The 20,468-nt window shown below is 66.0% G+C and carries 18 protein-coding genes; 12 read left to right on the top strand and 6 right to left on the bottom strand.

Going from position 1 to position 20,468, the window contains the following annotated elements; genetic code table 11:
• The first annotated feature begins 8 nt into the window (after nucleotides 1-8).
• The 10 genes from sdhC (at nucleotide 9) to QA645_RS01915 (ending at nucleotide 12,003) form a co-directional block, all read left to right on the top strand.
• Nucleotides 9-407, top strand: coding sequence for a succinate dehydrogenase, cytochrome b556 subunit (gene sdhC / locus QA645_RS01960; RefSeq protein WP_254127586.1), 399 nt, complete (start codon nucleotides 9-11; stop codon nucleotides 405-407).
• Nucleotides 404-808: a succinate dehydrogenase, hydrophobic membrane anchor protein gene (sdhD, locus tag QA645_RS01955; RefSeq protein WP_254127584.1), complete on the top strand. Its 405-nt coding sequence runs from the start codon at nucleotides 404-406 to the stop codon at nucleotides 806-808. Before sdhC ends, sdhD begins: the two co-directional genes overlap by 4 nt.
• A gap of 3 nt (nucleotides 809-811) precedes the next feature.
• The gene (gene sdhA, locus QA645_RS01950) at nucleotides 812-2,647 is read left to right on the top strand and encodes a succinate dehydrogenase flavoprotein subunit (protein WP_254127582.1); all 1,836 of its coding nucleotides are present in this window, start codon (nucleotides 812-814) and stop codon (nucleotides 2,645-2,647) included.
• A 24-nt stretch (nucleotides 2,648-2,671) separates the two neighbouring features.
• Nucleotides 2,672-3,454: a succinate dehydrogenase iron-sulfur subunit gene (locus tag QA645_RS01945; RefSeq protein ID WP_254127580.1), complete on the top strand. Its 783-nt coding sequence runs from the start codon at nucleotides 2,672-2,674 to the stop codon at nucleotides 3,452-3,454.
• A 192-nt stretch (nucleotides 3,455-3,646) separates the two neighbouring features.
• Entirely contained in the window at nucleotides 3,647-5,785 is a 2,139-nt protein-coding gene (locus QA645_RS01940; protein WP_283047818.1) for an ATP-binding protein, read from the top strand.
• Between the two features lie 53 nt (nucleotides 5,786-5,838).
• A complete protein-coding gene (locus QA645_RS01935; RefSeq protein WP_283047816.1) occupies nucleotides 5,839-7,797 on the top strand; it encodes an ABC transporter ATP-binding protein/permease in 1,959 nt (652 codons plus the stop codon).
• Between the two features lie 204 nt (nucleotides 7,798-8,001).
• Nucleotides 8,002-8,826 carry an FkbM family methyltransferase gene (locus QA645_RS01930; protein ID WP_283047814.1) on the top strand — a complete coding sequence of 275 codons (825 nt, stop codon included), beginning with the start codon at nucleotides 8,002-8,004 and terminating at the stop codon, nucleotides 8,824-8,826.
• Nucleotides 8,827-8,847: 21 nt separating this feature from the next.
• Nucleotides 8,848-9,234, top strand: a complete 387-nt coding sequence (locus QA645_RS01925; RefSeq protein WP_283047812.1) for a VOC family protein — start codon at nucleotides 8,848-8,850, stop codon at nucleotides 9,232-9,234.
• Nucleotides 9,235-9,399: 165 nt separating this feature from the next.
• Nucleotides 9,400-9,642, top strand: coding sequence for a hypothetical protein (locus QA645_RS01920; RefSeq protein WP_283053634.1), 243 nt, complete (start codon nucleotides 9,400-9,402; stop codon nucleotides 9,640-9,642).
• Between the two features lie 204 nt (nucleotides 9,643-9,846).
• Nucleotides 9,847-12,003, top strand: a complete 2,157-nt coding sequence (locus QA645_RS01915) for an OmpA family protein (protein WP_283047811.1) — start codon at nucleotides 9,847-9,849, stop codon at nucleotides 12,001-12,003.
• 190 nt (nucleotides 12,004-12,193) lie between these two features.
• Here the strand turns inward: QA645_RS01915 and argG are convergent, their stop codons facing one another.
• The 6 genes from argG to QA645_RS01885 form a co-directional block, all read right to left on the bottom strand.
• On the bottom strand, nucleotides 12,194-13,531 hold the full coding sequence (argG, locus tag QA645_RS01910) for an argininosuccinate synthase (protein WP_283047810.1): 1,338 nt from the start codon (nucleotides 13,529-13,531) through the stop codon (nucleotides 12,194-12,196).
• A gap of 93 nt (nucleotides 13,532-13,624) precedes the next feature.
• The gene (locus QA645_RS01905) at nucleotides 13,625-14,401 is read right to left on the bottom strand and encodes a phosphatase PAP2 family protein (protein ID WP_254191269.1); all 777 of its coding nucleotides are present in this window, start codon (nucleotides 14,399-14,401) and stop codon (nucleotides 13,625-13,627) included.
• 63 nt (nucleotides 14,402-14,464) lie between these two features.
• Nucleotides 14,465-14,953: a hypothetical protein gene (locus QA645_RS01900; RefSeq protein ID WP_254191268.1), complete on the bottom strand. Its 489-nt coding sequence runs from the start codon at nucleotides 14,951-14,953 to the stop codon at nucleotides 14,465-14,467.
• A 136-nt stretch (nucleotides 14,954-15,089) separates the two neighbouring features.
• Nucleotides 15,090-16,292, bottom strand: a complete 1,203-nt coding sequence (gene rlmN / locus QA645_RS01895; RefSeq protein ID WP_254127565.1) for a 23S rRNA (adenine(2503)-C(2))-methyltransferase RlmN — start codon at nucleotides 16,290-16,292, stop codon at nucleotides 15,090-15,092.
• Between the two features lie 195 nt (nucleotides 16,293-16,487).
• Nucleotides 16,488-17,135, bottom strand: coding sequence for an invasion associated locus B family protein (locus QA645_RS01890; RefSeq protein WP_283047806.1), 648 nt, complete (start codon nucleotides 17,133-17,135; stop codon nucleotides 16,488-16,490).
• Nucleotides 17,136-17,241: 106 nt separating this feature from the next.
• Nucleotides 17,242-18,081 (bottom strand): SDR family oxidoreductase, encoded by an 840-nt coding sequence (locus QA645_RS01885; RefSeq protein WP_283047805.1) that lies wholly within the window; start codon nucleotides 18,079-18,081, stop codon nucleotides 17,242-17,244.
• A gap of 220 nt (nucleotides 18,082-18,301) precedes the next feature.
• On the opposite strand from QA645_RS01885, the gene QA645_RS01880 reads away from it, so the two are divergent.
• Together QA645_RS01880 and QA645_RS01875 are read left to right on the top strand one after the other, a co-directional pair.
• Entirely contained in the window at nucleotides 18,302-19,276 is a 975-nt protein-coding gene (locus QA645_RS01880) for an NADPH:quinone oxidoreductase family protein (RefSeq protein WP_254127559.1), read from the top strand.
• A gap of 339 nt (nucleotides 19,277-19,615) precedes the next feature.
• A complete protein-coding gene (locus QA645_RS01875; RefSeq protein ID WP_283047802.1) occupies nucleotides 19,616-20,464 on the top strand; it encodes a hypothetical protein in 849 nt (282 codons plus the stop codon).
• The last annotated feature ends 4 nt before the right edge of the window (nucleotides 20,465-20,468 follow it).

The raw sequence follows: 20,468 nt of genomic DNA, 5'->3' as shown, positions 1-20,468 counted from the left end.
AAAAGCCCATGACCGCACGGATCGAACGACCGCTTTCACCACACATGCAAGTCTACCGCTGGACGTTGACGATGGCGCTGTCCATCGTCCACCGCGCCACCGGTATCGCCCTCTACGTCGGAACCCTGCTGCTGGCCTGGTGGCTGATCGCTGCAGCCTCCGGCCCGGCCGCCTATGCCCACGTCCAGGCCTTCACCGGCAGCATCATCGGCCGGCTGATCATGTTCGGCTACACTTGGGCGCTGATGCACCATATGTTGAGCGGTATCCGGCACTTCGTGTGGGACCTTGGCTACGGCTTCAAGGCCAATGAGCGCGAAGCGCTGACCTGGGGCGCCCTGATCGGCGGCATCGCCCTGACGGTGCTGATCTGGATCATTGCCTACGCGACCGGAGGTGGACGATGAGCACGGCTGATACGCCGAAGCGCAGCATGCGCACCCCGCTCGGCCGCGTCCGCAACCTCGGCGCCGCGCATTCCGGCACGTCCGATTTCTGGCGCCAGCGCCTGACGGCGGTGGCGATGGTGCTGCTGATGCTCCCCGTGATCGTCGTCATCATGATGCTGCTCGGCCGCAACCAGGCCTATGCGAAGCAGATCCTGGGCTCGCTGCCGATCGCCATCATCATGGTGCTCTTCATCATCGCCAGCGCCTGGCACATGAAGATCGGCATGCAGGTCGTGATCGAGGACTACGTCCACAACGAGAAGCTCAAGCTCGCGACGATCATGCTCAACAATTTCTTCTCGATCGCGGTCGCGCTCGCGTCGATCTACGCGATTCTCCAACTGTCATCCGGAGTGTAACCCATGGCCAATGCGACGAATGGCAAGGGCAACGGCGCTCCCGCCACCAACGGCAAAGCCTATCCGATCGAGGACCACACCTATGACGTCGTCGTGGTCGGCGCCGGCGGCGCGGGCCTGCGCGCCACGGTCGGCTGCAGCGAAGCCGGCCTGAAGACGGCCTGCATCACCAAGGTGTTTCCGACCCGCTCGCACACGGTCGCGGCGCAGGGCGGCATCTCGGCTTCGCTCGGCAACATGCACAAGGACGACTGGCGCTGGCACATGTACGACACCGTGAAGGGGTCGGACTGGCTCGGCGACCAGGACGCGATCGAATACATGGTGCGCAACGCACCCGACGCGGTCTACGAGCTCGAACATTGGGGCGTGCCGTTCTCGCGCACCGAGGACGGCAAGATCTACCAGCGTCCGTTCGGCGGCATGACCACCGAGTTCGGCAAGAGCCAGGCGCAGCGCACCTGCGCCGCCGCCGACCGCACCGGTCACGCCATGCTGCACACGATGTATGGCCAGTCGCTGCGTCATGCGGCCGAGTTCTTCATCGAGTTCTTCGCCATCGACCTGATCATGGACGACCAGGGCACCTGCCGCGGCGTCATCGCGCTCAAGCTCGACGACGGCACGCTGCATCGCTTCCGCGCCCAGACCGTCATCCTCGCGACCGGCGGCTACGGCCGCGCCTACGCCTCCTGCACCTCGGCGCACACCTGCACCGGCGACGGCGGCGGCATGGTGCTGCGCGCCGGCCTGCCGATGCAGGACATGGAGTTCGTGCAATTCCACCCGACCGGCATCTATGGCTCGGGCTGCCTCGTCACCGAAGGTGCGCGCGGCGAAGGCGGCTACCTCGTCAATTCCGAGGGCGAGCGCTTCATGGAGCGCTATGCGCCGTCGGCGAAGGACCTGGCGTCGCGCGACGTCGTCTCGCGCGCGATGACCATCGAGATCCGCGAAGGCCGCGGCGTCGGCAAGAAGAAGGACCACATCTTCCTTCATCTCGACCATCTCGATCCCGCGGTGCTCGCCGAGCGCCTGCCGGGCATCTCCGAATCCGCAAAAATCTTCGCCAATGTCGACGTGACGCGCGAGCCGATCCCGATCGTGCCGACCGTGCACTACAACATGGGCGGCATCCCGACGAATTATCACGGCGAAGTGCTGACCAAGAAGGACGGCGACGACAACGCCATCATCCCGGGCCTGATGGCGATCGGCGAAGCCGCCTGCGTCTCCGTGCACGGCGCCAACCGCCTCGGCTCGAACTCGCTGATCGATCTCGTCGTGTTCGGCCGCGCCGCGGCGCTCCGTCTCGCCGAGAAGCTGACGCCGAACGCCAAGCAGCCCGAGCTGCCGGCGAACTCGGCCGATCTCGCGCTCGGCCGCCTCGACCATTATCGCTACGCTTCGGGCGGCACGCCGACCGCAAAGCTGCGCGAAGGCATGCAGCATGTGATGCAGAACAACTGCGCCGTGTTCCGCACCGGCGACGTGCTGAGCGAAGGCCAGCACCTGATCGAGAAGGTCCACAGCGGCATCACCGACATCGCCGTGTCCGATCGCTCGCTGGTGTGGAATTCGGACCTGATCGAGACGCTCGAATTCGACAATCTGATTTCGCAGGCGGTGGTGACGATGGACTCGGCCGCCAACCGCACCGAGAGCCGCGGCGCGCATGCGCGCGAGGACTTCTCCGCGCGCGACGACAAGAACTGGATGAAGCACACGCTGGCCTGGCTCGACGACAACGGCAAGGTCAAGATCGAGTACCGCCCGGTTCACGACTACACCATGACCAACGACGTGCAGTACATCCCGCCCAAAGCGCGCGTGTACTGAGCGAACAGCGAAAGCCTTATCGAAATGGTTGAATTCGCACTTCCGAAGAACTCCAAGATCACCGGCGGCAAGACCTGGCCGAAGCCCGCGGGCGCGACCGAGACGCGCGAGTTTCGCGTCTATCGCTGGAATCCGGACGACGGCAAGAATCCGAGCGTCGACACCTATTACGTCGATACCAACGATTGCGGTCCGATGGTGCTGGACGGCCTGATCTGGATCAAGAACCACATCGACCCGTCGCTGACCTTCCGCCGCTCCTGCCGCGAAGGCGTCTGCGGCTCCTGCGCCATGAACATCGACGGCCAGAACACGCTGGCCTGCACCCGCTCGATGCACGACGTGAAGGACGGCGCGGTGAAGATCAACCCGCTGCCGCATCAGCCGGTGGTGAAGGATCTCGTTCCCGACCTCACCAATTTCTACGCCCAGTACGCTTCGATCGAGCCTTGGCTGAAGACGACCTCGCCGACGCCGCAGAAGGAATGGCGCCAGACCCACGAGGATCGCGAGAAGCTCGACGGCCTCTACGAGTGCATCCTGTGTGCCTGCTGCTCGACCTCGTGCCCGAGCTATTGGTGGAACAGCGACCGTTATCTCGGTCCGGCCGCGCTGCTGCAGGCCAACCGCTGGGTGTCCGATTCGCGCGACGAGGCCACCGGCGAGCGGCTCGACAACCTCGAGGACCCGTTCCGGCTCTATCGCTGCCACACCATCATGAACTGCGCCAAGGCCTGCCCGAAGGGCCTCAACCCGGCCGAAGCCATCGCCGAGCTCAAGCTCAAGATGGTCGAGCGCCAGATCTAGGCGCTGATCACGCTGTAGTCCCCCGGCCAGGATGGCCGGGGTATGCTACGACCGGGCCTGCTTCGGGTAAAATTTACCTTATCCCGCGTCGCGGGCGAATCGACGGACCACAACCTCCGGTTCCAGCCATAAGTCGCTTCCTTCCCGGCGTCAGATTCAAGTAAGCTTCCCGTCGGGGGACCGGGAGCGACCTTGCAGGGCGCACAACGCAATTCGCTGAGACTCTTGCAGTGGATGATGGCCGCATCCCTGGCGCTGCCGATTGCGCTGTTCGCCATCGCCTCCACCATCTCCTACAATTCGACGCGCGACATCGCCGACCGTGAGATCGAGCGCACGCTCGATGTCGCCCATGAGCACGCGCTCAAGGTGTTCGAGACCATCGACCGCAGCCTCGCCGAGATCAACGAGGTCGTGCGCGACCTTCCCGACGACGTCATCCGGTCGCGGGAAGGCGCGCTGCACCGGCGCCTGAAGCAACTGACCGACGCGCTGCCGCAGCTCAAATCGGCCTGGATCTTCGATGCGAACGGCAAATCGCTGGTCAACAGTCTGGCGTCGCCGGCGCCGGATCAGAGCTTTGCCGACCGCGATTACTTCTATGCCCATGTCGACCAGAGCATCGGCACCTTCATCGGCGCCTCGCTGACGCCGCGGCAGCCCTACCAGGGTGCGCGCTTCTTCGGCGTCAGCCGCCGCCGCGCAACCGACGATGGCAGCTTCACCGGCGTGATCCAGGCGTCCGTGCTGCCGGAATATTTCGAGAGCTTTTACGCCAGGATCGGCACCGATCCCGGCTCCTTCTTCGCGATGGGGCGCACCGACGGCGTGCTGCTGGCGCATTTCCCGCGGCTCGACCACCAGATCCAGCTCGACCCGAACGGTCCGGTCGGCCGGAGCATCGCGGCCCATCCCGATCATGGGCTGATGACCATCGCCTGGCCGTCGGACGGGATCGAGCGGCGCATCGGCTACCGGCGCGTCGCCGAATATCCGATCTATGTCAGCGCCGGCCTCGAGACGTCGGCGATCCGCGCGCGCTGGCTCGCCACCATGAGCCAGCATCTGGTGTTCGGCGTGCCCGCGACCGCGCTGCTGTTCATCCTGCTGGCCTTCGCCTTCCGCCGCACCCAGACTCTCCAGACCGAGGCGGCCAGGCGGCGCGAAGCCGAGGACGCACTCAAGCACAGCCAGCGGCTGGAGGCGCTGGGCCAGCTCACCGGCGGCGTCGCGCACGATTTCAACAATCTCCTGACCGTGATCCGCGCGTCCGTCGATCTGTTGAACCGGCCGCAAATCAGCGAGGAACGGCGGCAGCGCTACATCACGGCGATCGCCGAGGCGGTCGCGCGCGCGGCCAAGCTGACCTCGCAGCTCCTGGCCTTCGCGCGACGCCAGACCTTGAAGCCCGAAGTGTTCGACATCGGCGACCGCATGCAGTCGCTGCGCGACATGCTCGCCACGCTGCTCGGACCGGCCATCGAAATCGTCACGCAGCTGCCGATCGAGCCCTGCCTCGTCAATGCCGATGCCGGCCAGTTCGAGACGGCCATGATCAACATGGCGACCAATGCGCGCGACGCCATGCAGGGCAAGGGCCGGATCGTCTTCACGGTGCACGCGGCGACGAATGTTCCGGACACGCTGGCGCACCTCTCGGGAAGTCACGGATTTGTCTGCGTCGCCGTCAGCGACAGCGGCATCGGCATTCCCGCCGCCCAATTGGGCCGCATCTTCGAGCCGTTCTTCACCACCAAGCAGGTCGGCCAGGGCACCGGCCTCGGCCTGTCGCAAGTGTTCGGCTTCGCCCGGCAATCCGGCGGCGAGGTGACCGTCATGAGCGAAGTCGGCCAGGGCAGCACCTTCTCGCTCTATCTGCCGCGCGTGCCGGCGGCGCTCTTGCCGCGCAGCCAGGCGCCGACCACGGCGCCGGCCGTCGCCGGCAGCGGCATGTCGGTGCTGGTCGTCGAGGACAATATCGAGCTCGGCAATTTCGCCGCCGACGGACTGACCGAGCTCGGCTACAGCATCACGCTGGTCGACAACGCCACGGATGCGCTCACCGAGCTGGTCGGCGCTACCGATCGTTTCGACGTCGTGTTCTCCGACGTCGTCATGCCCGGGATGACCGGGCTCGATCTGGCCCAGGCGATCCGCGATCGCGGCATCGGCGTGCCAATCGTGCTGACCACGGGCTACAGCCACGCTTTGTCCCAGGACGGCGTCGCCGGCTTCGAGCTCGTGCAAAAGCCCTATTCGATCGAGGAGCTGTCGCGGGTCCTGCACCAGGCGGCGCGGCTGAAGCGGGTGCGTGACGGCGCTGCCGAGTGATCGGCCCAGCGGAACTCAACGGAACCGGCTGATTTGTCTGGCGTTATCCGGCCATGCAAAAGCCAGCCGCAAAGCGCGAACAGGGCAGGAAGCCGCCCATCGTCGACATCAAGGGCGAGGACGGCGATGCGATCGCACCGCCGCCGCCCGAAGTGGTCGAGCCTGATTCAGACCTCTCGCCCGAAGAGATCGAGCAGGCGCGCAAGGATTATCTGCTGACGCGGTTCTGGATCAGCGCGCGCGGCTTCTGGGCACGCAAGGGCGACCGCCTCGCCTGGCCGTTCTCGATCGGGCTCGTCGTGCTGATCGTCCTCACCGTCGGCTTCCAATACGGCATCAATGTCTGGAACCGCGCGATCTTCGACGCCATCGAGAAGCGCGATGCGACCACGGTCTTCCATCTCACCGCGGTGTTCTTCCCGCTCGCGATCGGCAGCATCGTGCTCGGCGTCGCGCAGGTGTTTGCCCGCATGGGCATCCAGCGGCGCTGGCGTGCCTGGCTCACCAACAGCGTGCTGACGCGCTGGCTCACCAACGGGCGCTATTACCAGCTCAACCTCGTCGGCGGCGACCACAAGAATCCGGAATACCGCATCGCCGAGGATCTGCGCGTCGCAACGGACTCGCCGGTCGACTTCCTCGCCGGCGTGACCTCGGCCCTGCTGTCGGCCGCGACTTTCATCATCGTGCTCTGGACCATCGGCGGCGCGCTCACCGTTACGATTGGCGGATCGTCGATCACCATTCCCGGCTTCCTCGTGATCGCCGCGATGCTCTATGCGGGCATCGCCTCGGGCTCGATCCTGGTGATCGGCCGTCAATTCGTGCAGGTCTCCGAGGACAAGAACCAGGCGGAGGCCGATTTCCGCTACACGCTGACGCGCGTGCGTGAGAACGGCGAGAGCATCGCGCTGCTCGGCGGCGAGGAGGAAGAGCGCGGCGGCATCGACCGCAATTTTACCAGCGTGCTGCGGCAGTGGGCGCGGCTCGCGGGCCAGCACATGCGCACGACGCTGGTGTCGCAGGGTTCGAGCCTCGTTGCGCCCGTGGTCCCGCTCCTGCTCTGCGCGCCGAAATTTCTCGACGGCAGCATGACGCTGGGGCAGGTGATGCAGGCGGCCTCCGCCTTCACCATCGTGCAGAGCGCGTTCGGCTGGCTGGTCGACAATTATCCGCGTCTCGCCGACTGGAACGCCTGCGCCCGCCGCATCGCCTCGCTGATGATGTCGCTCGACGGCCTCGAGCGCGCCGAGCAGGGCGACGGCCTCGGCCGCATCAAGCGCGGCGAGACCAGCAACGAGACGATGCTGGAGCTGAACGATCTCTCCGTCACGCTCGACGACGGCACCGCCGTGGTCGGCGAGACCGAGGTGGCGATCGAGCCCGGCGAGCGGCTTTTGGTCGCCGGCGAATCCGGTACCGGCAAGAGCACGCTGGTGCGCGCCATCGCAGGCCTGTGGCCATGGGGCGACGGCAGCGTCAATTTCCATCCCGACCGGCGGCTGTTCATGCTGCCGCAGCGGCCCTACGTGCCCTCAGGCAGCCTGCGCCGTGCAGTGGCCTATCCCGGCGCCGAGGACGACTGGACCGTCGAGGAGATCGGCGAAGCCCTGCACAAGGTCGGCCTCGACCATCTCAAGGAGAAGATCGAGGAAGAAGGGCCGTGGGACCAGACGCTGTCAGGCGGCGAAAAACAACGCCTCGCCTTCGCGCGGCTTCTGCTGCACAGCCCCGACATCGTCGTGCTGGACGAGGCGACCTCCGCACTCGACGAGAAGAGCCAGGACAAGATGATGAAGATGGTCACCGACGAACTGCGAGAGGCCACCATCGTCAGCGTCGCGCATCGTGTCGAGCTCGAGGCGTTCCACAGCCGCAAGATCGTGCTGGAGCGCCGCAAGGGCGGCGCCAAGCTCGTCAGCGACATCGACCTGATCCCGCGCAAGGGCAAGCGCAAGCTGCTTGGGCGATTCCTGCGTCAGCGGAAGCCGGCGGCGAAAAAGGCGGCGTAGCACTCTCTCTCCGTCGTCCCGGGGCGCGAAGCGAACCCGGGACCCATACCCACAGGGAGGAGTTTGGCGAAGACTCGGAGTGGGAGTCTCGCGTCACACGCCTCCCTGGGGTTATGGATCCCGGCGTTCGCCGGGATGACACTGAAATTGTAGCTCACCGCAAAACCGGCTATGCATGCGCCGCCTGCAACGAGGATCGCCTGCTTGACGCCCGACAATGCCCTTTCATCCGCGCCATTCGGCGCGTTTGCGCCGAATGCCGCGCAGGCCGCGATCATTCGCCTCACGCAGGGATCGGGGCTGAAGCGCGGCGCGTTCCGGCCATGGATGTCGCGGCTGGTCAATCTGCTCCGCGGCGGCCCGATCGACGTGCAATATCAGGGCGCCTCGTTCCGGTTCTATCACCAGGGCAGCGCGACCGAACGCGGCGCGTTGTTCAACCCCGACTACAATCTCGACGAGCTCGACTTCCTCCGCCAGCACACGCAAGCCGGCGGCACGTTCGTCGATGTCGGCGCCAATGTCGGCACCTTCGCGCTGGTGATGGCGCGGCAGGTCGGCACCAACGGCAAGGTGGTCGCGATCGAGCCGCATCCGCTGACGTTTGGACGGCTCTCGTTCAATCACGCCGCATCGAAGGCGACGCAGGTGCGCCTGGTACAGGCCGCCGCGGGCGATCGCGACGGCGAGCTGATGATCGAGAGCGGCGGCGGCAATCTCGGCGCCACGCACGTCGTCACCGGCCCGGCCAGCACTGATGCGATCAAGGTGCCGTCGCTGCGGCTCACGCGCATTCTGGACGAGGCCGGCGTCACACAGGTCGATTCGCTCAAGATCGACGTCGAGGGTTTTGAGGACCGCGTGCTGATCGGCTTCTTCCGCGACGCGCCGCAGGCGCTGTGGCCCCGCGCGGTCGTGATCGAGCATCTGTCACAAAACGAGTGGCAACAGGATTGTATCGCCGACATGGTCGCGCGCGGCTTTACGATCGCGCGCAAGACACGAAGCAATACGTTCCTGTCACGCTGACGACGAACCACGGAGGTTACGATGATCGATCACCTGGGCCTCTCCGTCTCCGACTATGAGGCCGCGAAAGCGTTCTACAGCAAGGCACTGGCTCCGCTCGACTACAGCCTGATCATAGAGGTGACGGAGGCGCAGACCGGTCACGCCGCGGCAGCCGGATTCGGCGCCGGCGGCAAGCCCGACTTCTGGATCGGCGGCGAAGGCGCGATGAACAAGCCGGTGCATGTCGCAATCCTCGCGAAGGACCGCGCCACCGTCGATGCGTTCTACAAGGCTGCGATGGCCGCCGGTGGTCGCGATAACGGGCCGCCCGGCCTCCGCCCGCATTATCACGCGAACTATTACGGCGCCTTCGTGCTGGACCCCGACGGCCACAACATTGAGGCGGTCTGTCACGCACCGGAATAGCGCGGCGCGACCAAAGCGCGATGAGGCCATCTCATCGCGCTTCAGGTCGTTGTTTGAGCATGATCTTCTCGGAAAACCGCTCAGCACTTTTCCGGATCATGCTCTCGGAACATCGGCGCGGCATCATCGTTGTCGTTGTCCGGACAACTGATCTTTGTGATGCCGATGCCGATTGAACCGCCCGAGATACCGCCATCGACACCCGGCACGCCCAGCGAGCCACCGCCCGGAATTCCGCCGGGCAATCCGCAGCCTGAAATCACGCCGCCGGTGCGCGAGCCCGGCGAATCACCGCGGCCCGATGAATTGCCGGGTCGCATGCCCGAAGAGATTCCGTCGCGCGGACCGAGCGGTCCGCTCACGCCGAATCCCGCGACGGATGCCAATTCGTCGCAGCATCACATGTGAGACGCGAGCGATCACATGTGAGGCGATTGCAACATGCGTCTGAATGCGCAATGAACGTTGTCATAGTGACGTGATTTGCGTGCAGAAATAAATCGGGCCGCGACCGCTTCGCCCGCCACAATGCGGCCTAACGCGTAGCCGTTCATTCCAACACTTCGTCAAACCAAGACTTCGTCAAAGAACCTTCCGGGGAAGTTGAACCACATGACCAACCTTCGTCTCTTGCTGCTTGCCACGACGGCTCTGACCGCGATGCAATTTGCAAGCTCCGCATCGCATGCGCAAAGCGCGCCGCCGCTCGTGGTCGCGCAGGCCCAGCCAGAATTGGGCCCTGACGGAAAACCGAAGCAGCCTCCGAAGGAAGCGCCAAAGGGTCCGCCGCCCGCCGCGCGCCCGGCGGCACCGCCTCCGCCAGCCGCACCACCCCCTGCTCCGCCCAAGGCACCGGCCGCGCCGCCGCCGGCGGCTGCCCCGCCGCATCCGCCCGCCGCACCTCCGCCGGCTGCTGCGCCCGCACGTCCGACGCCACCGCCTCCGCCGCCCGCGACGCATCAGGCTCCGCCGCCACCCCCGCCGCCGCCTGCTGCCCCCAAGGCGCCGACGCCGCCTCCGGCCGCGGCTCCGCAACAGCACGCTCCGACACCGCCGCCGCCTCCAGCGGCAGCCCCGCAGCAGCACGCACCGACGCCGACTCCGCCGCCCGCGGCAGCACCGGCGCGCCCGGCGACCTCGCCGACACCTCCGCCTCCGCCTGCGGCAGCCACACCACCTTCAGCGGGACCTGCCGCACGGCCTGCGCCGGCGGCGACGCCAGTTCCGACCCCGACGCCCACTCCGTCGCCCGCAGCACCGGCAGCTCGCCCGGCCACGACGCCTGCTGCCCCGACGACCACTCCGACCGCGACGCCGGCGCCCGGCACCACGCCGCCCGGACGCCCCGGCGGCGCTCCTCCGGCTGCAGGGGCACCCGCTCCAGGCGCCACGCCGGCGCCAGGTGGCACCCCGACGACGCCGTCCGGACGTCCCGGCCCCGGTGGACCGCCGGCCGCAGGAACACCCGCTCCAGGCGCCACCCCGGCCCCGACGGCAACGCCGGCTCCCGGCGGCGCGGTGACCCAGCCTCCCGGACGTCAGGGTGGAGCGCCTGCCGGCGCGCCGGCAGCCGGTGCGCCGCCTGTGGCACCGCAGGCCGGCGCCGGGCCGCGTCCGCCGGCGCCGCCGCCCGGCGCCGCGGCGCCGACTGTCGTCCCTGCGACGCCAGCCGCAGCACCGCCGCCGGACAAGGCGCAATACGCCCCGCCGACGGTTCAGCCGGCCTTCCGCGCCGCGCCGACCATTGCCGCTCCGCTGCCGCCTCCGCCGCGTCCGCCGCAGCGTGACCTGACGCCGCTTGCGTTCGGCGCGGGCGTCGTGGCCGGTGCCGTGATCGGCGCTACCATCGCCGACTACCGCAATCAGCGGCAGGAGGTCGTCGAAGGCGGTCGCACCGTCTACACCGAGCCGGATCGCATCATCATCCGCGACCCGGGCGGGCAGGAATACGTCCGCGGCAACGATCTCTATCGCTTCCGCTACGGTGCCCGCGACATCCGCACCGAGACTGTCGGCGGCGAAACCCGCACCGTCGTGATCCGTCCCGATGGCAGCGAGGTGATCACCGTGGTCGGTCCGGACGGCTCGCTGCTCCGCCGAATCCGCCGGGACCCCCGCGGGCAAGAGCTTGTCATCATCGACAACAGCTACCGCGATCCGCGCGCGGTCGGCGGCTTCTATGTCGACGTACCGCCGCCGGTCGTGAACATTCCCTATGATCGCTACATCGTCGATGCCCAGGAAGCGACGCCGGACGTGATCTACGAGACCATGGAGGCACCGCCGGTGCAGCGGATCGAGCGGCGTTATTCGCTCGACGAGATCCGCTACTCGCCGAACGTCCGCATGGCGATGCCGAGCATCGACGTCAACACGATCAACTTCGAGACGGGATCGTGGACCATTCCGCCGGATCAGGCGGCGCGGCTGCAGGTGATCGCCGACGGTCTCAACCGTGCGATCCAGCGCAACCCGCGCGAGGTGTTCCTGATCGAGGGACACACCGACGCGGTCGGCAACGACGTCGACAATCTGTCGCTGTCGGATCGCCGTGCGCAGTCGGCGGCCGAATTGCTGACCCAGCAGTTCGGCGTGCCCGCGGAGAACCTGACGTCGCAGGGCTACGGCAAGCAGTACCTGAAGGAGCAGACCGACGGGCCGAGCCGCATCAACCGGCGCGTCACCGTCCGCCGCATCACGCCGCTGCTCAATGGTGGCACGGCCTCGTTGCCGCCGCCCCCGCCCGGCACCACGCCGCCGCGCCAGTAAGGCGATCGCAAAAAGAGAATGGCCGGGAGCGATCCCGGCCATTTTTATTTTGGATGTTTTGCGCGACGTTGCGGAACGGCGCGAACTCGTAGGGTGGGCAAAGGCGCGTAGCGCCGTGCCCACGATCTCCTCCATCATGGACAGATGGTGGGCACGGCGCGCGAAGAGCGCCTTTGCCCACCCTACGGCACTACTCCTTGTCGTTCTCGAGCTTGAAGATCTGCGAGCCTTCACTGCCCGAGAGCAGGCCGGTCTTCGCATAGAGACCGAGCTTGGTCCGCGTGTCGGCGATGTCGAGATTGCGCATGGTGAGCTGGCCGATGCGGTCGGCCGGCGTGAAGGCGGCGTCTTCGACCTTCTCCATGCTGAGCCGCTCCGGCGCATAGGTGAGGTTCGGGCTCTCGGTGTTGAGGATCGAATAGTCGTTGCCGCGACGCAGCTCGAGGGTGACCTCGCCGGTGACGGCGCGCGCGACCCAGCGCTGCGCGGTCTCGCGCAGCATCAGCGCCTGCGAGTCGAACCAGCGGCCCTGATAGAGCAGGCGTCCCAAGCGCATGCCGCTGATGCGGTACTGCTCGATCGTATCCTCGTTGTGGATGCCGGTGACGAGCCGCTCATAGGCGATGTGCAGCAGCGCCATGCCGGGCGCTTCGTAGATGCCGCGGCTCTTCGCCTCGATGATGCGGTTCTCGATCTGGTCGCTCATGCCGAGGCCGTGACGGCCGCCGATCGCATTGGCTTCGAGGAACAGCGCGACGGGATCAGAGAAGGTCTTGCCGTTCAGAGCGACGGGCTGGCCCTCCTCGAAACGCACCACGACCTTCTCGGCTTTGACGTTGCAGTCGTCACGCCAGAACGGCACGCCCATGATCGGGTTGACGATCTTGATGCCGCTGTCGAGGCTTTCGAGGTCTTTTGCCTCATGGGTGGCGCCGAGCAGATTGCTGTCGGTCGAATACGCCTTCTCGGCGCTCATCTTGTAGGCAAAACCCTGCGCCGTCATGAACGCCGACATCTCGGCGCGGCCGCCGAGCTCGTCGATGAACTGCTGGTCGAGCCAGGGCTTGTAGATGCGCAAGGACGGGTTGGTCAGCAGGCCGTAGCGGTAGAAGCGCTCGATGTCGTTGCCCTTGAAGGTCGAGCCGTCGCCCCAGATGTTGACGCCGTCTTCCTTCATCGCCGCGACCAGCATCGTGCCGGTGACGGCGCGCCCGAGCGGCGTGGTGTTGAAATAGGTGATGCCGCCGGTCGAGATGTGGAAGGCGCCCGACTGGATCGCGGCGATGCCCTCGTGGACGAGCTGGGTGCGGCAATCGACCAGCACGGCCTTTTCAGCGCCGAACGCTTCGGCCTTGCGCGGGATCTCGTTGTAATCGGCTTCGTCGGGCTGGCCGAGATTGGCGGTATAGGCGTAGCAGCGCGCGCCCTTCTGCTTCATCCAGAGCAGCGCCGCACTGGTGTCGAGACCGCCCGAAAACGCGATGCCGACTTTCTCACCCTTGGGCAGGCTTTTCAGGATCGTGGTCATGGGGCTTCCAATCGGGTCTCAAGGGGCTGATGGCGGGGTGTGGTTGACCGCGCGAATATCAAATTTCGCTGACCTCGGCACCCCTTTAATGGCTCAAATCGACGGTGCGGGGCCGGTCTTGCCGCCGAACAGGCGCTTGCGGAGGCGGTAGGCGGGCATGTTCAGCCGGGTCAGGGCGGCATCGACCGCCTCGTCCGAAAACCGGGTCCGCGGCCAGCGGTAGATCAGTGCGTAGCCGAACCAGATCACGACGAAGGCGACGAGGCCGGCGGTCGCGACATCGGTGAAGAAATGTCCGCCGAAGGCCATGCGGAGCCCGCTGGTCGCGGCGCCGAACACCACTGCGCCGGCATAAGCGAGCGGCCGCCATGCGGGCGGCGCGAGCGCGGCGGGCGCCAGCGTCCAGAACGCCGTCGCGCCTTCGCCCGAGAAGAACGAGCAGTTGCGCGCGCAATCGCCGCGCGGATCCCACCACGCCACGAACTGCTGATCGCCGGCAAATTCGGTCACCACCACCGGCCGCGGCCGGCCCCAATAGGTCTTGAAGGTGAGATTGGTGAGGATGCCGGCCGACAGGATGATCGTGACGAGCAGGAACACGATCGCGCGCCCCGACACCATCAAGGGACGATCGGGCCGGATCATCTTGACCACGAGTGCGACCAGCGGAGGCAGCACGAACGCCCAGGACACCCACATCGCAGCGTCGCGCGCAATCCCGGCCCATTCGTTCAGCTTGAGCGGAAAGGTTTTTGTCTCGGGGTCGAAGAACAGCGCGGCGAGCTTGAGATCGAGCTCGGGATAGAGGCCGAAAACGACGCCGATCACGAGCCACAGCGCCAGGGCGATGAAGAGTCCGGTACGGTTCATGGCGCGCGGTTTAGCGGAGGCAAGCGAGGATGAAAACCCCGGAATCCGTCATTGCGCGCGCCGCTATTCCGGCCTCGAATTCAACGGCAGCGGCGGAGGCGGCTTGCGCGGCGGCGGCGGGATGCGCCAGGCGCCGGCATTGCGGCCGGCGATGAGCCAATACGCGACGCCGGCGACGATGCCCGCGCCGGTCATGATTTCGAGGTGACGGCGCACGATGCCTTCGAACTGAAACGTATCGGGGTGGAACGGGATCAGCCCGAGATAGCAGGCGAGCCCGACGAGGCCGCCGCCGACGGCATAGGCAAGCGCGCTACGGATATAGAGCGCCTCGGTGATCGCGACGATCACCGCCGCCGGCACCAGCGCGAAACCCGAGACGAAGATGAAGCCGAAGCCGAGCAGGATGTCGATCGTGCCCTCGTCGACAGGGCCGGCGCCGAGATCGGAAAATTCCGGGAACAGCAGCGCGCCGACGACGATCATGCCGCCGACGAAACAGGCGGCGAGAAAGCCGATGAAGATGACGACGAGGCGGCCGATCAGGGACATGACGCAAAAACCACCACTGCCGTCATTGCGAGGAGCACTTGCGACGAAGCAATCCAGACTGCTTCCGCGGCGACATTCTGGATTGCTTCCGCCTTCGCTCGCAATGACGAGGAGGCGACAGCACGAACAGATCTAGCTAATCCGTCATCGCCATCGCGCGCAGCGCCTGGCGCTCGCGGGCCGACAGCTTTTCGGTCTCCGACTTGAGCTGGCCGCAGGCGGCGAGAATGTCGCGGCCACGCGGGGTGCGCACCGGCGAGGAATAGCCGGCGTTGAAGATGTATTCGGAGAATTTTTCGATCTGGTCCCAGTCCGAGCATTCATAGGCCGTACCGGGCCAGGGATTGAACGGGATCAGATTGATCTTGGCGTGAATGCCCTTGAGCAACTTGACCAGCAGCTTGGCATCGTCGAGCGAATCGTTGACGCCCTTGAGCATCACATATTCGAAGGTAATGCGGCGTGCGTTCGAGGCGCCGGGATAGTCGCGGCAGGCCTGCAGCAGTTCCTTGATCGGGTATTTTCGGTTGAGCGGCACCAGCTCGTTGCGCAGCTCATCGCGCACCGCATGCAGCGAGATCGCGAGCATGACGCCGATCTCCTCGCCGGCGCGCACGATGTTCGGCACCACGCCCGACGTCGACAGCGTGATGCGGCGGCGGGAGATGCCGATGCCTTCATTGTCGCCGACGATCAAGAGCGCATCACGCACCGCGTCGAAATTGTAGAGCGGCTCGCCCATGCCCATCATCACGATGTTGGTGACGCGGCGCGTGCCGTCCTCGCGATCGGCCCAATCATTGAGGCGATCGCGCGCGACCATGATCTGACCCACGATCTCGCCGGCGGTGAGGTTGCGCACCAGGCGCTGCGTGCCGGTGTGGCAGAACGAGCAATTCAGGGTGCAGCCGACCTGCGAGGAGACGCAGAGCGTGCCGCGGTCGGTCTCGGGAATGTAGACGCACTCGACTTCATGCGCCTTCTCGACATTGTCGCCGCTCGGCAGCCGCAGCAGCCATTTGCGGGTGCCGTCATTGGAGATCTGCTCGGCCACGACTTCGGGCCGGTCGACCGTGAAGTGCTGCGCCAGCTCGGCACGAATGCCCTTCGAGATCGAGGTCATGTCGTCGAAGCTCTGGGCACCGCGGAAATAGAGCCAGTGCCACAGCTGCTGCACCCGCATCTTGCGCTGCGCGGGCGCAACGCCGATGTCGCCGAGTCGATCGGCAAGCTCGGTGCGCGACAGCCCGATCAGCGACGGTCTTGCCGGCGGCACATAGGTTTCGAGTGGGGTCTTCTCCACCAGGATTGCGTCGCGCGGCTCGGTCGTCGGTTGCATCGGTTGCCTGATATCTCTCGTCATGCCCGGGCTCGTCCCGGGCATCCACGTTGTTCTGGCCCGTGGCTAGCACGTGGATGGCCGGGAAAAGCCCGGCCATGACGGCTGTACCTTTGGGATACGTCTATATAGCAACCGGAACCGCCGATTGCGACCGTGGCTATTGCCTAGCCCTAAAGGCTTAAGCGGGCAGCCTTAACGCCGGCAATCCTGCGAGATCCGGTCCAGCGCCTGGGCGAGCCCCTTCAGCGAGAACGTGTCGGTCGTCTCCGTCCCCTTGGCCGAGACGCCCTTGACCACGAGATCGGCGGATTTGCGCATGGCCTCGACCATCCGCTCCTCCTCGGCTGCATTCTTGATCCAGAGGCCGTCGCCCTGCGTGTACATCGCGAACGCGGCGCCCCCGACCTCGACCGAGGATTCCGAGCCCGGCTTCAACGCATAGCCGATCATGACCGAGACTTCGTTGTTCACCTTCTCGGCCGGGCGGGTCGAGACGAAGGCATAGGCGGGATCGCGTGGCCGGTTCGGCGGATTGGTCTTCGACGACGAAGGCTTGGCCAGCGCAAAACAGACCTTCTTGCCGTTGGGCGTCGCCGAATAGGCGCCCCAGGTGCCGAACTGGCCGATCAGGGTCGGCTCGGCGCCGCCCGCAACCGCCGCGGCAGGGGCAGCCGGTTTGCTCTCGGGCTTGGCAGCGGTTTTTGCGGCGGCAGGGGCTGCCGGCTTAGCCGCAGCCTTCGGCGCCGGTGGCGCGGGCTGCGCCGTCTGCGCCCGCGCGGAATCGGTGATTCCACAGGCCATCACGCCAGTCATCAAAGCTAAAATCAGCACCCGCCACATGCTGGAGTGGTTCCCTCAATATTGTGACTGGAAGATGGCCCGGCCGTGGGTTGTCCCCGTCGCAGGGATAACCGGGAAAGTCCAATTTGGGAAGGCAGTTAGCGGGTCAGCCCTTGGATCGCGCGGCGCGTTGCTCGGCCCATTGCGCATCGGTCCAGCGCAACAAATCCTCGGCGCCGGAACTGCGCAAATGCGCGCCACCGTCGATCACCACCATCTCGCCGTTGATGTAGCCGGCGCGGTCCGAGACCAGGAAGCTGGCGAGATCGGCGAGTTCGCTGTGCTCGCCGGTACGGCCCAGCGGATTGCGCGAGGTCCAACCCTCGTCGCGGCCCTCGGGGCGGAGCTGGCCCGATGCGCCGGCGGTCGGGAACGGTCCGGGTGCAATCGCGATGGTGCGGATGCCCTTCGGGCCCCACTCGACCGCAAGGCTCTTGGTCATCGCCAGCACCGCCGACTTCGCCATCGCCGAGGGAACCGTGAAGGCGCGGCCGGTGATGGTCGAGGTCGAGAGGATCGACAGCACGACGCCATTGTGCCTGCCGTCGATCCAGCGCTTGCCGGCGGCGAGCGTGCAGTACATCGCACCATGCAGCGTCGGCGCCAGGATCGCGTCCGCCGCGCGGAACGACAGATGCTCGCTCTGCGCGATGAAGGTCGCGGCAGCATTGTTGACGAGGATGTCGAGCGGCGCCTCGCGCCAGATCGCATCCATCATGTTGTCGACGGCGGCACCATCGCGCACATCGCACGCGATTGTCGTGACCTTGCCGCCGGTCTCTTGGCGCATCTCGCTCGCCGTTGCTTCGAGCCGGTCGAGCTTGCGGCCGCAGATCACGAGCTCGGCGCCGAGCGCGAGAAAGCGACGGCCCATCGCGGCACCGAGGCCGGAGCCGCCACCGGTGACGAGGATGCGCTTGCCCTTGAGCAGACCTGTTTCAAACATCGTTTGAATCCTTCTTTTTGTTCTTCGGTCCTTGCGAGCGCAGCGAAGCAATCCAGAGTCCGTGTCACGGAAAAAATCTGGATTGCTTCGCTTCGCTCGCAATGACGGAAGGATAGGCCTTCGCATTGCTCAAGACAAAGAATCCGGATTGTCCGGTCGCAGTAAATCCGGCAGAAACAGGCCAACCATAACTCCACTCGAAACGCCCCAAGGTGCCGCCATGAAAGCCATCCTCTGCTCGCAATATTGCCAGCCCGACGATCTCGTGCTCGCCGATGTGCCGGATCCGGTGGCTGGTCCCGGCGAAGCCGTGATCGCGATCAAGGCGGCGGCGCTGAACTTCTTCGATATCCTGATGATTCAGGGCAAGTACCAGATCAAGCCGCCGTTCCCGTTCTCGCCGGCCGCTGAAGTCGCAGGCGTGATCGAGAGCATCGGCCCCGGTGTCACCGACCTCAAGGTCGGCGATCGCGTTGTCGCCTCTTGCGGCCACAACGGCGCGCGCGAAAAGATCGCGCTGCCGGCGGCAGGAATCGTGAAGATCCCCGACAATCTCGACTATGACCGCGCGGCCGGCATCATCATCATCTACGGCACCGCGCTGCATGCGCTGGAAGATCGCGCGAGCCCGAAGCCGGGTGAGACGCTCGCAGTGCTGGGCGCTGCCGGCGGCACCGGCCTCGCTGCTTGCGAGCTCGGCAAGCTGATGGGCCTGAAGGTCATCGCCTGCGCCTCGTCGGACGAGAAGCTCGCATTCGCCAAAGCGCATGGCGCCGAGCTGACGCTGAACTACGGCAAGGAAGATTTGAAGGAAGGCCTGCGCAAACTCACCGGCGGCAAGGGCGTCGACATCATCTTCGATCCGGTGGGTGGTGCCTATGCCGAGCAGGCGCTGCGCTCAATCGCCTGGGAAGGCCGCTTCCTCGTGATCGGCTTTGCCGCCGGCGACATTCCCAAGATGCCGCTGAATCTCGCGTTGCTAAAGGGCTGCGACATCCGCGGCGTGTTCTGGGGTGCCTGGACCCGGCAGAATCCGGAGAAGAACCGCGCCAATCTCGAGAAGCTCGTGAAGTGGACGGCGGAAGGAAAGATCTCTTCCCATGTCGACCGCACCTTCCCGCTGGCGCAGACCGCCGACGCATTGAAGGTGCTCGCGGGACGCCAGGCCATGGGCAAGGTGATCCTGCATCCGTGAGGCGACACAATCGCAATGACTGCCCCGGCGAATAGTCCTGGCGAAAGCCAGGACTATTTTGGAGCGTGCGATCGCGCCTCCACCTCGTCCACGCCGCGCTCGGGCGCGGCGCCGTCTGGTTGAGTCCTCCTCAACCATCGCCGCCAAAATTGCGGTGTATTCCCCCGCTCCGCCTCAATCAAACCCAACTATTTCCCAATTCGCGCCAACCGCCGTCGTTTTTTGGGCTGATTCAAATTGCGATTTACCGGTTCCAGTTTGCCGGGGCGCTTCTGGACAACAATAAAAAGACTGAAGCCGGGAATGCCCCTGCGTTGCGTAGTAATGGGGAGCATCACCATGGAGACGACGGCAAATCGCCCGTCGAAGGAGTCGAGAGCGCTCGACTTCAATCGAGCCGCATCACATCCGTCGACCGCGTCCTTTATTCGTGCGCGCGCCGCGCGGGCCGATCTTTCGCAGGACGATCCAATTCCACTGTTCTTGTCCGATCCGCTCGGTGCGCCGGACCCAAGCGAATATGCGCCCGTGGAGGTGCGTTCCAGAATGGTCCCGCGTGTGCTCGCGGCCGTTCTGGCGGCATCCGCCCTGGCAGTCCTGGTCACACTGTTTCAGTCCGACTTTCGCAACCTCTTGCCCGCCAGTGCCGGTAACTGGGTGGGCTTCGCGCCGGAGCAGGCCATGGCGAAGGCCAGCGCGCCGGCCATCCCGCAGACCCCGCTCAAGGATCCGGCCCGCGCGACCGACCCGAGGCCGGTGAGCGCCGACGCGCAGAATGTCCCTGCACCGTCGACCCCGAGCCGCGAAGCGATCGCGACCGCCTATCAGACGGCACTGCAAGCCCAAACGCCTGTGGCCCTGCCCGCGCCCGTCGCGGCGGCGCCTGCACCGCCTCCCCCGGTCAAGACGCTCGACGCCGACACGCTGGCCGGGCTGATGACGCGCGCGAAGAGCCTGTTGAAGATCGGCGATATCGCGGCGGCCCGCCTGCTGCTCGAACGCGCGGCCACTGCGCAGGATGCGACGGCGGCGCTTCTGCTGGCGCAAACCTATGATCCGGCGGTGCTCGGCACACGCGACACGCGGAGCGTCAATGCCGACGCTGCGGCAGCTCGCGACTGGTATCAGAGAGCCGCAGCGCTCGGATCGTCCGAGGCAGAACAGCGCCTCGCTCTCCTCTCGAACTAGAACG

The sequence above is a fragment of the Bradyrhizobium sp. CIAT3101 genome (assembly GCF_029714945.1).
Taxonomy (GTDB): Bacteria; Pseudomonadota; Alphaproteobacteria; order Rhizobiales; family Xanthobacteraceae; genus Bradyrhizobium.
The sequence above is the reverse complement of the archived record's forward strand: the minus strand, read 5'-3'. Positions and strand labels throughout refer to the sequence as shown.

What these genes read in the sequence shown, in the direction of transcription:
- argG (WP_283047810.1), bottom strand. Translation starts at nt 13,531, where the DNA reads ATGACCACGATCCTGAAAAGCCTGCCCAAGGGTGAGAAAGTCGGCATC.
- QA645_RS01890 (WP_283047806.1), bottom strand. Translation starts at nt 17,135, where the DNA reads ATGTGGCGGGTGCTGATTTTAGCTTTGATGACTGGCGTGATGGCCTGT.
- QA645_RS01935 (WP_283047816.1), top strand. Translation starts at nt 5,839, where the DNA reads ATGCAAAAGCCAGCCGCAAAGCGCGAACAGGGCAGGAAGCCGCCCATC.
- QA645_RS01905 (WP_254191269.1), bottom strand. Translation starts at nt 14,401, where the DNA reads ATGAACCGTACCGGACTCTTCATCGCCCTGGCGCTGTGGCTCGTGATC.
- sdhD (WP_254127584.1), top strand. Translation starts at nt 404, where the DNA reads ATGAGCACGGCTGATACGCCGAAGCGCAGCATGCGCACCCCGCTCGGC.
- sdhA (WP_254127582.1), top strand. Translation starts at nt 812, where the DNA reads ATGGCCAATGCGACGAATGGCAAGGGCAACGGCGCTCCCGCCACCAAC.
- QA645_RS01945 (WP_254127580.1), top strand. Translation starts at nt 2,672, where the DNA reads ATGGTTGAATTCGCACTTCCGAAGAACTCCAAGATCACCGGCGGCAAG.
- QA645_RS01880 (WP_254127559.1), top strand. Translation starts at nt 18,302, where the DNA reads ATGAAAGCCATCCTCTGCTCGCAATATTGCCAGCCCGACGATCTCGTG.
- rlmN (WP_254127565.1), bottom strand. Translation starts at nt 16,292, where the DNA reads ATGCAACCGACGACCGAGCCGCGCGACGCAATCCTGGTGGAGAAGACC.
- QA645_RS01925 (WP_283047812.1), top strand. Translation starts at nt 8,848, where the DNA reads ATGATCGATCACCTGGGCCTCTCCGTCTCCGACTATGAGGCCGCGAAA.
- QA645_RS01885 (WP_283047805.1), bottom strand. Translation starts at nt 18,081, where the DNA reads ATGTTTGAAACAGGTCTGCTCAAGGGCAAGCGCATCCTCGTCACCGGT.
- sdhC (WP_254127586.1), top strand. Translation starts at nt 9, where the DNA reads ATGACCGCACGGATCGAACGACCGCTTTCACCACACATGCAAGTCTAC.
- QA645_RS01875 (WP_283047802.1), top strand. Translation starts at nt 19,616, where the DNA reads ATGGAGACGACGGCAAATCGCCCGTCGAAGGAGTCGAGAGCGCTCGAC.
- QA645_RS01920 (WP_283053634.1), top strand. Translation starts at nt 9,400, where the DNA reads ATGCCGATTGAACCGCCCGAGATACCGCCATCGACACCCGGCACGCCC.
- QA645_RS01915 (WP_283047811.1), top strand. Translation starts at nt 9,847, where the DNA reads ATGACCAACCTTCGTCTCTTGCTGCTTGCCACGACGGCTCTGACCGCG.
- QA645_RS01900 (WP_254191268.1), bottom strand. Translation starts at nt 14,953, where the DNA reads ATGTCCCTGATCGGCCGCCTCGTCGTCATCTTCATCGGCTTTCTCGCC.